The sequence below is a fragment of the Streptomyces sp. HSW2009 genome (assembly GCF_040240285.1).
In the GTDB taxonomy this organism is placed as follows: Bacteria; Actinomycetota; Actinomycetes; order Streptomycetales; family Streptomycetaceae; genus Streptomyces.
In genome coordinates, this window is the sequence record NZ_JBEHZD010000290.1 from 1 (window position 1) to 9,766 (window position 9,766).

Consider the following 9,766-nt stretch of genomic DNA (forward strand, 5'->3'; position numbering starts at 1 on the left):
CCCCCCCCCCCCCCCCCCCCCCCCCCCCCCCCCCCCCCCCCCCCCCCCCCCCCCCCCCCCGGCCCGCGCCGCCCCCCCCCCCCCCCCCCCCCCCCCCCCCCCCCCCCCCGACAGGGTACGACGGGGTGGCCCCGCCGTCATAGCTGCCTACTGGTCGCGGAAGCGAACGATCTTCACGAACTCGTCCGCGTCGAGCGCCGCGCCACCGATCAGCGCGCCGTCCACGTCCGGCTTGGCCATGATCGCCGCGATGTTGGCCGCCTTGACGGAACCGCCGTACTGGATGCGCACCCGGTCGGCCAGGTCCCGGCTGTAGAGCTCGGCCAGCCGCTTGCGGATCGCCCCGCAGACCTCCTGCGCGTCCTCGGGCGTGGCGACCTCGCCGGTGCCGATCGCCCAGACCGGCTCGTACGCGATCACGATGGTCTCGGCCTGCTCGGCGGGCAGGTCCTGCAAGCCGCCGTCCACCTGGGCGAGCGTGTGCGCCACGTGCTCGCCGGCCTTGCGGACCTCAAGGCCCTCGCCGACGCACAGGATGGGCGTGATGCCGTGCTTGTAGGCGGCCTTCACCTTGGCGTTGCAGATCTCGTCCGTCTCGCCGTGGTACTGCCGGCGCTCGGAGTGGCCGACGGCCACGTAGCTGCACTTGAGCTTGGCGAGCATGGGCCCGGAGATCTCGCCGGTGTACGCGCCGGAGTCGTGCGCCGAGATGTCCTGGGCGCCGTACTTGATCTTCAGCTTGTCGCCGTCGACCAGCGTCTGCACCGAGCGCAGGTCGACGAAGGGCGGCAGGACGGCGACCTCGACGGCCTCGTAGTCCTTGTCGGCGAGCGCGAAGGCGAGCTTCTGGACGTGCGCGATGGCCTCAAGGTGGTTGAGGTTCATCTTCCAGTTGCCCGCCATCAGCGGGGTACGGTCACTCACGGTGTTCAGTCCTCCAGTGCGGCGAGGCCGGGGAGCGTCTTGCCTTCGAGGTATTCGAGGCTGGCGCCACCACCGGTCGAAATGTGGCCGAAAGCGTTCTCGTCGAAGCCCAGGATGCGCACGGCCGCTGCCGAGTCCCCGCCACCGACCACCGAGAAGGCCGAGCTGTCGAGGAGTGCCTGGGCGACGGCCCGGGTGCCGTCGGCGTAGTCGGGGTGCTCGAAGACGCCCATCGGCCCGTTCCAGAAGACGGTGGCCGCGTCGGCGAGCTTCGATGCGTACAGTTCGCTGGTCTTGGGGCCGATGTCCAGGCCCATCTGGTCGGCGGGCATGGCGTCCACGGCGACCGTGCTGGGGTGCGTGGCCGCCTTGGCCGCCAGGTCGGGGAAGCCGGGCGCGACCACGACGTCGACGGGCAGGACGAACTCCACCCCGCGCTGCTCGGCCCGCGCCAGGTACTCGCGGACGGTGCCGAGCTGGTCTTCCTGGACCAGCGAGGTGCCGATCTCGTGGCCCTGCGCCTTGAGGAAGGTGAAGACCATGCCGCCGCCGATCAGGATGCGGTCGGCCTTCTCCAGCAGGTGGTCGATGACCCCGAGCTTGTCGGAGACCTTGGCACCGCCGAGCACCACCGCGTACGGGCGCTGCACGTCGTCGGTGAGCTTCTTGAGCACGCCGACCTCGGTGGCGATCAGGTCGCCCGCGGCGTGCGGCAGTCGCGCCGGCAGGTCGTAGACCGAGGCGTGCTTGCGGTGCACGGCGCCGAAACCGTCCCCGACGTACAGGTCGGCGAGGGCGGCGAGCTGGTCGGCGAACGCGCCCCGCTCGGCGTCGTCCTTGCTGGTCTCGCCGGCGTTGAAGCGGAGGTTCTCCAGCAGCGTGACCTCGCCGTTGCCCAGAGCGGCAACGGTGGCCTTCGCGCTGTCCCCCACGGTGTCGGTGGCGAACGTGACCTGCTTGCCGAGCAGTTCACCGAGGCGCACCGCGACGGGGGCGAGTGAGAACCGCTCCTCCGGCGCGCCCTTGGGACGGCCGAGGTGGGAGGCGACGATCACCTTGGCGCCGGCTGCGGCGAGCTTGGCGATCGTCGGGGCGACGGCGCGGATGCGGCCGTCGTCGGTGATGGTGGCGCCCTCAAGCGGCACGTTCAGGTCGGCGCGTACGAACACGCGCTTGCCCTCCAGGCCGCCCTCGATGAGGTCGTCGATCGTCTTCATGGTTCCTGGACTCCTTGCGTCTCCTCGGTGGGCCTGCTGCACGGGACAGGGCTCGGACGACGCGGCGTCGCGTCACCCGAGCCCTGTCCGCACGACATCTCGGTGCCCCGCTGACCGGGGCTCCGCTCCGCGCTCCGTACTCACGGCCCGCCCCGGCAGTGCCCGCGGGCGGGCCGGGCCGTGCGACGGGGATGTTAGAGCTGGCCGCCGACGAACGTGGTCAGGTCGACCAGGCGGTTGGAGTAGCCCCACTCGTTGTCGTACCAGCCGACGACCTTGACCTGCGTGCCCTGCGCCATGGTGAGCGAGGAGTCGAAGGTGCAGGAGGCCGGCCAGTTGACGATGTCCGAGGAGACGATCGGGTCCTCGGTGTACTCCAGGACGCCGGCGAGCTGGCCCTCGGCCGCCTTCTGGAACGCGGTGTTGATCTCGTCCTTGGTGACCTCGCGGCTCAGTTCGAGCACCAGGTCGGTGACCGAGCCAGTGGGCACGGGCACGCGCATGGCGATGCCGTCCAGCTTGCCCTTGAGCTGCGGAAGGACCAGGGCGGTGGCCTTGGCGGCGCCCGTCGAGGTCGGGATGATGTTCTCCGCGGCGGCCCGGGCGCGGCGCAGGTCCTTGTGCGGGAAGTCCAGGATGCGCTGGTCGTTGGTGTAGGCGTGGACCGTGGTCATCATGCCCTTGACGATGCCGAAGTTCTCGTCGAGGACCTTCGCCATCGGCGCCACACAGTTGGTCGTGCAGGACGCGTTGGAGATGACGTGGTGCTGGGCCGCGTCGTACTTGTCCTGGTTGACGCCCATGACGATGGTGATGTCCTCGTCCTTGGCGGGCGCGGAGATCAGGACCTTCTTGGCGCCGGCGGCGAGGTGCTTGGCGGCGTCCTCACGCTTGGTGAAGATGCCGGTGGACTCGATGACGATGTCGGCACCGAGCTCGCCCCAGGGCAGGGCGGCCGGGTCGCGCTCGGCCATGGTCTTGAAGGTCTGGCCGCCCACCGTGATGGTGTCCTCGGTGTGGCTGACGTCCTGCTTCAGACGGCCCAGGATCGAGTCGTACTTCAGCAGGTGGACCAGGGTGGCGTTGTCGGTCAGGTCGTTGACACCGACGATCTCGATGTCCGCACCCTGCTCCAGGAGCGCGCGGAAGTAATTGCGACCGATACGGCCAAAGCCGTTGATGCCTACGCGGATCGTCACGAACCGATCTCCTCGTTGGTGTGCCGGTCTGGACGCCGGCGAGCTGTATGGGATGTCCCCGACCGCCCTCGACCCTACCTCGTACGCGACCCGTACGTGACATTTGACCGGCGCCCGACAGCCGCTCAAACACGGGCCTGGGCCGCCACGGAGCCGGTGCGGGAGCAGCCCGCCGGGCCCCTGACGACGACGGGCGGAACACCGGGTGAACCCGCGGGTGAGCCGACCGGGAAACACCGGGGGACCATCGGGTGAGCGGAGCGCCCCACCCTTGACCGCTTCACCGCGCCGGCCGCTCACTATCAGATGGCGGGGGCGAACGGAAGGGCGTGCGATGGCCGCGGGCGCCGCGGCCGGCACGCGACGGCGCGGGTGGCAGCGGCCGGCACGCGGCGGCCGTGGGGACGGGTGGCGTCTGCGGGGGTGGCCGGTGCGCGGCCGTCCGCGCGGCACTGCGGTACGCGACGTCCGCGAGGGCAACCCGTACGCGGCCGTCCGCGAAAGGTACGGCCAGTACGCGGCGCCCGCGAGGGGAGGGCGGTACGGGGGGCGCCCGTCCGTGGAGGTCGGGCGGCGGCCGGCACGCGGCCCCGCCCTCGAAGGGGGTGGCCGGCACGCGGCCGTCCGCGGAGGGTACGGCCAGTACGCGACATCCGCCGGGGCGGGCGGCGGCCACGGACCAGGGCACTCCGGCGGCGCCCCGCCCGCCTCCCCCACGAGCCAGCCGCCATCCCATGCCGGGGCAGCCGCCTCCCCCTCCCGCGCAGGGTCAGCCGACGACGCCCTCGGCCATCTCCTCGCCGAGGTCGGCGAGGTTGGACTCGGTCCCCGGGATGCCCAGGTCCTGGGCGCGCTTGTCGGCCATGGCCAGCAGTCGTCTGATCCGGCCGGCCACCGCGTCCTTGGTGAGCGGCGGGTCGGCGAGCGCGCCCAGCTCCTCCAGGGACGCCTGCTTGTGCTCCATCCGCAGCCGCCCCGCTGCGGCCAGGTGCTCGGGCACCTCTTCGCCCAGGATCTCCAGGGCGCGCTGCACGCGGGCGCCGGCGGCGACCGCGGCCCGGGCCGAGCGGCGCAGGTTGGCGTCGTCGAAGTTGGCCAGCCGGTTGGCGGTGGCCCGCACCTCGCGCCGCATCCGGCGCTCCTCCCAGGCGAGCACCGACTCGTGCGCGCCCAGCCGGGTCAACAGCGCGCCGATGGCGTCCCCGTCCCGGACGACGACCCGGTCAACGCCGCGCACCTCGCGCGCCTTGGCCGCGATCTGGAGCCGGCGGGCCGCGCCGACCAGTGCGAGGGCCGCCTCAGGCCCCGGACACGTCACCTCAAGGGAGGAGGAGCGGCCGGGCTCGGTGAGCGACCCGTGGGCGAGGAAGGCGCCGCGCCAGGCCGCCTCCGCATCGCAGGTCGCACCGGAGACCACCTGGGGGGGCAGGCCGCGGATCGGTCGGCCGCGGCCGTCGACCAGCCCGGTCTGCCGGGCGAGCTGATCGCCGCCCGCCACCACCCGCACCACGTACCTGCTGCCTCTGCGCAGCCCGCCGGGGGCCATCACCACCAGATCGGAGGCGTGCCCGAAGATCTCCAGGATGTCCTTGCGCAGCCTGCGGGCCGCGATGCCGGTATCGAGCTCGGCCTCGATCACAATGCGCCCGCTGACCAGGTGCAGCCCGCCAGCGAACCGCAGGATGGAGGAGACCTCCGCTTTCCGGCAGCAGGTCCGGGTGACGGGAAGCCGGGAAATCTCATCCTTCACCGCAGCCGTCATCGCCATGGGCCGATCCTTCCATGCATCCGAAAAATACGGTCATACGCGGCGGCCAACAGCTCGGGGTCGTGCCTGGCCGAGCCGCCCCCGGCATCGAGCTGGGGGCAACTTCCAGGCGCGGCCACCGGCGCCAGCTCGACCGTGCCGCCGAGCCGCGCCGCGGCCTCGCGGAGGGTGTCCCGATCGAGCACGGCGGCCTCGTCGGCCAGCACCACGTCCAGGGCGAGTTTAGGGGCGTGTCGGGCCAAAACCTCCAAATGACGCTGCGGAGAGAATCCTTCGGTTTCGCCGGGCTGTGGTGCGAGGTTCAACGAAAGGACACGGCGCGCCTTCGTCTCGATCAGCGCGTCCAGCAGTTCCGGCACCAGCAGGTGCGGTATCACCGACGAGAACCAGGAGCCGGGACCGAGCACCACCCAGTCGGCGTCGAGCACGGCGGCGACCGCCTCGGGCACCGCCGGTGGGTCGTGCGGGACCAGGTGCACCGACTGCACCTCGCCCGGCGTGAGGGCGACGGTGGCCTGCCCGCGGACGGTGCTGATCTCCTCGGGCCGCTGTGGGTCGTGGCCCCTGACCAGGGCCTGGAGCTCCAGCGGCACGGCCGACATGGGCAGCACCCGGCCGTGCGCGCCGAGCAGCCTGCCGACCCATTCCAGGGCCTTGACGTGATCGCCGAGCTGCTCCCAGAGGGCGACGATGAGCAGGTTGCCGACGGCGTGGCCGTGCAGCTCGCCCTCGCTGGCGAACCGGTGCTGGATCACCCGGGCCCAGGTCTGTCCCCAGTCGTCGTCGCCGCACAGCGCGGCCAGCGCCTTGCGCAGGTCACCGGGGGGCAGGACGCCGAGCTCGTCCCGCAGCCGTCCGCTGGAACCGCCGTCGTCGGCGACCGTGACGACGGCGGTGAGGTCGCCGGTGATGCGCCGCAGCGCCGCGAGCGACGCCGACAGCCCCCGGCCGCCGCCGAGCGCGACGACCTTGGGCTGCGCACGTTGCTGGGTACGGGCTCCGACCAGTCGGCGGAACCTCCGGGAGCGGATCGTCACTCGCGCCCCATGTCCCGGTGCACGAGCACGGTCTCCACTCCCTCGGCCGCCAGCCGGGTCGCCAGCTTCTCCGACATGGCCACGCTGCGGTGCTTGCCGCCGGTGCAGCCGACGGCGATGGTCACGTACCGCTTGCCCTCGCGGCGGTATCCGGCGGCGATCAACTGGAGCAGTTCCGTGTAGCGGTCAAGGAACTCCTTGGCGCCCGGCTGGTTGAAGACATAGCCGGATACCTCCTCGTTGAGCCCGGTGAAGGGGCGTAGCTCGGGCACCCAGTGTGGATTGGGCAGGAAGCGGCAGTCCACCACCAGGTCGGCGTCGACCGGCAGGCCGTACTTGTAGCCGAAGGACATGACCGTGGCCCGCAGCTCCGGCTCCTCGGCGCCGGCGAACTGGGCGTCCATCTTGGCGCGCAGTTCGTGCACGTTGAGGCTGGAGGTGTCGATCACCAGGTCGGCGTCGCCGCGCAGCTCCCGCAGCAGGTCGCGCTCGGCGGCGATGCCGTCCACGATGCGGCCGTCGCCCTGGAGCGGGTGCGGGCGGCGCACCGACTCGAAGCGGCGTACGAGCGCGTCGTCGGAGGCTTCGAGGAAGAGCACCCGCCGCTTGACGTGCTTGGCCTCCAGGTCGGCCAGGGACTCGCGGAGGTTGTCGAAGAAGCGACGGCCACGCACGTCGACGACGACGGCGATCCGGGCGACGTTGCCCTGCGAGCGCGCGCCGAGGTCCACCATGGTGGGGATCAGGGCGGGCGGCAGGTTGTCCACCACGAACCAGCCGAGGTCCTCCAGACACTTGGCGGCCGTGCTGCGCCCGGCGCCTGACATGCCAGAGATGATCACCAGCTCGGGGATGGCCGACGCGTCCGTCGCCTCGCCCGGGGTGCCCGTACTCATCTGCGCTTCATCTCCATCGATCGCGTTCACCGTGTGTCCCCCGTTTCTGATGATGCCGCCGTGGTCGCGGCGTCATCTTCAATGATCTCTCCTGTGGCGGTGTTCACCGCCGGGGCGGCCGGGGCCGCCGGGGCGAGGGCCGCGGCGACGGTCTCGGCCGTCTTGCGGCCGATGCCGGGCACCTCGCAGAGTTGCTCGACGGTCGCCGTACGTAGCCGTTTGAGCGAGCCGAAGTGCTTGAGCAGGGCGCGCTTGCGGGTGTCCCCGAGCCCGGCGACCGCGTCCAGCGGGCCGGCCTTGAAGCTCGCCGCGCGCTTGCTGCGCTGGTACGTGATGGCGAACCGGTGCGCCTCGTCGCGCACTCGCTGCAACAGGTACAGGCCCTCGCTGCTGCGCGGCAGCACCACCGGATCGTCCTCGCCCGGCAGCCAGACCTCTTCGAGCCGCTTGGCGAGACCGCAGACGGCCACGTCGTCGATGCCGAGCTCGTCCAGGGCCCGCTGGGCCGCGGCGACCTGCGGCTGCCCGCCGTCGACCACCACGAGCTGCGGCGGGTAGGCGAAGCGGCGCGGCCGGCCGTCCTCCTCGCGCGGTCCGTCGGCGCCCCGGTCCTCTTCCGCAACGTCCGGGCCCGGCTGCTCCGCGCCGAGCGGGCCCGTGCCGGGTTGCCCCGTGGCGAGCGGGTCAGCGCCGGGCTGCTGCACAGCGAGCAGGCCCGCGCCGGGCTGCTGCGCGCCGGGCTGGCCTGGGTCGAGCGGGTCCGTGCCGGTCAGGCCCGTACCGCCCACACCGCCGGCAGGCGGTTCGCCCGCAACGCCCGCCGACCGACCGACGCCACCACCAGCACCACCACCAGCAGCCAGGTCCCACTCGCCGGTCTTCTGCATCTCCTGGAGGTAGCGCCGGAAGCGGCGGCTGATCACCTCGTGCATGGAGCGGACGTCGTCCTGGCCGGCGAAGGACTTGATCTGGAAGCGGCGGTACTCGCTCTTGCGCGGCAGGCCGTCCTCGAAGACCACCATGGAGGCGACCACGTCATCGCCCTGGAGGTGGGAGATGTCGAAGCACTCGACCCGCAACGGCGCGGTCTCCAGGTCCAGCGCCTCGGCGATCTCCTCCAGCGCCTTGGAGCGGGTGGTCAGGTCGGACGCGCGCTTGGTCTTGTGCAGCACCAGGGCCTGCTGGGCGTTCCTGGCCACGGTGGCCATCAGGTCCTTCTTGTCGCCGCGCTGGGGTATGCGCAGCGACACGTTCGCACCGCGACGGTCGGTCAGCCACTGGTTGATGGCCGCGGTCTCCTCGGGCAGCACCGGGACCAGCACTTCCTTGGGCACCGCGTCGCCGCGCTCCTCGCCGTACAACTGCTGGAGCGCGTGGGCGACCAGGCCGGCCGTGTCCACGGCCTCGACCTTGTCGGTGACCCAGCCGCGCTGACCGCGCACGCGCCCGCCGCGCACGTGGAAGATCTGCACCGCGGCCTCCAACTCGTCCTCCGCGACCGCGATCAGGTCGGCGTCGGTCGCATCGGTGAGGACGACGGCGTTCTTCTCCATGGCGCGCTTGAGCGCCTCGACGTCGTCCCGCAGCCGGGCCGCCTTCTCGTACTCCATCTCCTCGGACGCCTCGCGCATCCGCGCTTCGAGGCGGCGGATGTAGGCGCCGGTGCGGCCGGCCATGAAGTCACAGAACTCCTCGGCCAGCGCCCGGTGTTCCTCAGCGCTGACCCGGCCCACGCACGGGGCCGAGCACTTGCCGATGTACCCGAGCAGACAGGGCCGACCGATCTGGGCCGAGCGCTTGAACACCCCGGCGGAGCAGGTGCGGACGGGGAAGACGCGCAGCATCAGGTCCACGGTCTCGCGGATCGCCCAGGCGTGGCCGTACGGGCCGAAGTAGCGGACGCCCTTGCGCTTGGGGCCGCGCATCACCTGGACCCGGGGGAACTCCTCGTTCAACGTGACGGCCAGCGACGGGTAGCTCTTGTCGTCGCGGTACTTGACGTTGAACCTGGGGTCGAACTCCTTGATCCACGCGTACTCCAACTGGAGCGCCTCCACCTCGGTGGAGACCACGGTCCACTCCACGGACGCGGCCGTGGTGACCATGGTGCGGGTCCGCGGGTGGAGGTTCGCCAGGTCCTGGAAGTACGAGGAGAGCCGCGGGCGCAGGCTCTTCGCCTTGCCCACGTAGATCACGCGGGCGTGCTGATCCCGGAACTTGTAGACCCCCGGCGAGTCGGGGATCTGTCCCGGCTTGGGGCGGTAACTGCTGGGGTCGGCCATGGTCACCACCCTACTGGCGGGGTGTGACAGTCCGGCCGCGGTGCGCCGCCGGCACGTGGCGCGCCGGGCAGGGGGGGGCGGAGACGCCACGGGCGGCCCGGGCAGGTGGCGACGGGGCGCGGGCCGCGCACACCTGCGCGCCGTGGCCGGCGCCGACCCGTGCCGTGGACCGGCCGGCGGGCACGGCGTGGGCACAGCACCGGCACGGCCATCGGCGCTGACCAGCGACGGCGTCCGCCAACGGCGGTCGGTGGCAGGCAAGACGGCGGCCGGCGCCGCGCCACGAACAGAGGGTTGTGCACCTCGCCGGACGCGGCTGCGGGGGGGGGGGGGGGGGGGGGGGGGGGGGGGGGCCGGCGGCCGGGGGCCCCCCGCCCGCCCCCGCGCGCCCGGGCGCCGGCGCCGGCGCCGCGGGCCGGCGCCCCCCCCCCCCCCGCCCCCCC

7 protein-coding genes are annotated in these 9,766 nt (G+C 72.4%); all 7 read right to left on the bottom strand.

All coding sequences use genetic code 11. The features are described from left to right. Positions 1-147: 147 nt before the first annotated feature. The gene (tpiA, locus tag AAHZ94_RS20715) at positions 148-924 is read right to left on the bottom strand and encodes a triose-phosphate isomerase (protein ID WP_349994476.1); all 777 of its coding nucleotides are present in this window, start codon (positions 922-924) and stop codon (positions 148-150) included. A 5-nt stretch (positions 925-929) separates the two neighbouring features. Further along, positions 930-2,141: a phosphoglycerate kinase gene (locus AAHZ94_RS20720; RefSeq protein WP_349994477.1), complete on the bottom strand. Its 1,212-nt coding sequence runs from the start codon at positions 2,139-2,141 to the stop codon at positions 930-932. A 194-nt stretch (positions 2,142-2,335) separates the two neighbouring features. Then, positions 2,336-3,340, bottom strand: a complete 1,005-nt coding sequence (gene gap, locus AAHZ94_RS20725) for a type I glyceraldehyde-3-phosphate dehydrogenase (protein ID WP_349994478.1) — start codon at positions 3,338-3,340, stop codon at positions 2,336-2,338. Positions 3,341-4,109: 769 nt separating this feature from the next. Further along, a complete protein-coding gene (gene whiA, locus AAHZ94_RS20730; RefSeq protein ID WP_349994479.1) occupies positions 4,110-5,108 on the bottom strand; it encodes a DNA-binding protein WhiA in 999 nt (332 codons plus the stop codon). Next, positions 5,099-6,145: a gluconeogenesis factor YvcK family protein gene (locus tag AAHZ94_RS20735; protein ID WP_349994480.1), complete on the bottom strand. Its 1,047-nt coding sequence runs from the start codon at positions 6,143-6,145 to the stop codon at positions 5,099-5,101. The genes whiA and AAHZ94_RS20735 overlap by 10 nt, the downstream gene beginning before the upstream one ends. Continuing rightward, on the bottom strand, positions 6,142-7,041 hold the full coding sequence (gene rapZ, locus AAHZ94_RS20740) for an RNase adapter RapZ (protein ID WP_349994481.1): 900 nt from the start codon (positions 7,039-7,041) through the stop codon (positions 6,142-6,144). The genes AAHZ94_RS20735 and rapZ overlap by 4 nt, the downstream gene beginning before the upstream one ends. A gap of 26 nt (positions 7,042-7,067) precedes the next feature. Beyond that, complete coding sequence (uvrC, locus tag AAHZ94_RS20745) at positions 7,068-9,323, bottom strand: excinuclease ABC subunit UvrC (protein WP_349994482.1); 2,256 nt, start codon at positions 9,321-9,323, stop codon at positions 7,068-7,070. Positions 9,324-9,766: the final 443 nt, after the last annotated feature.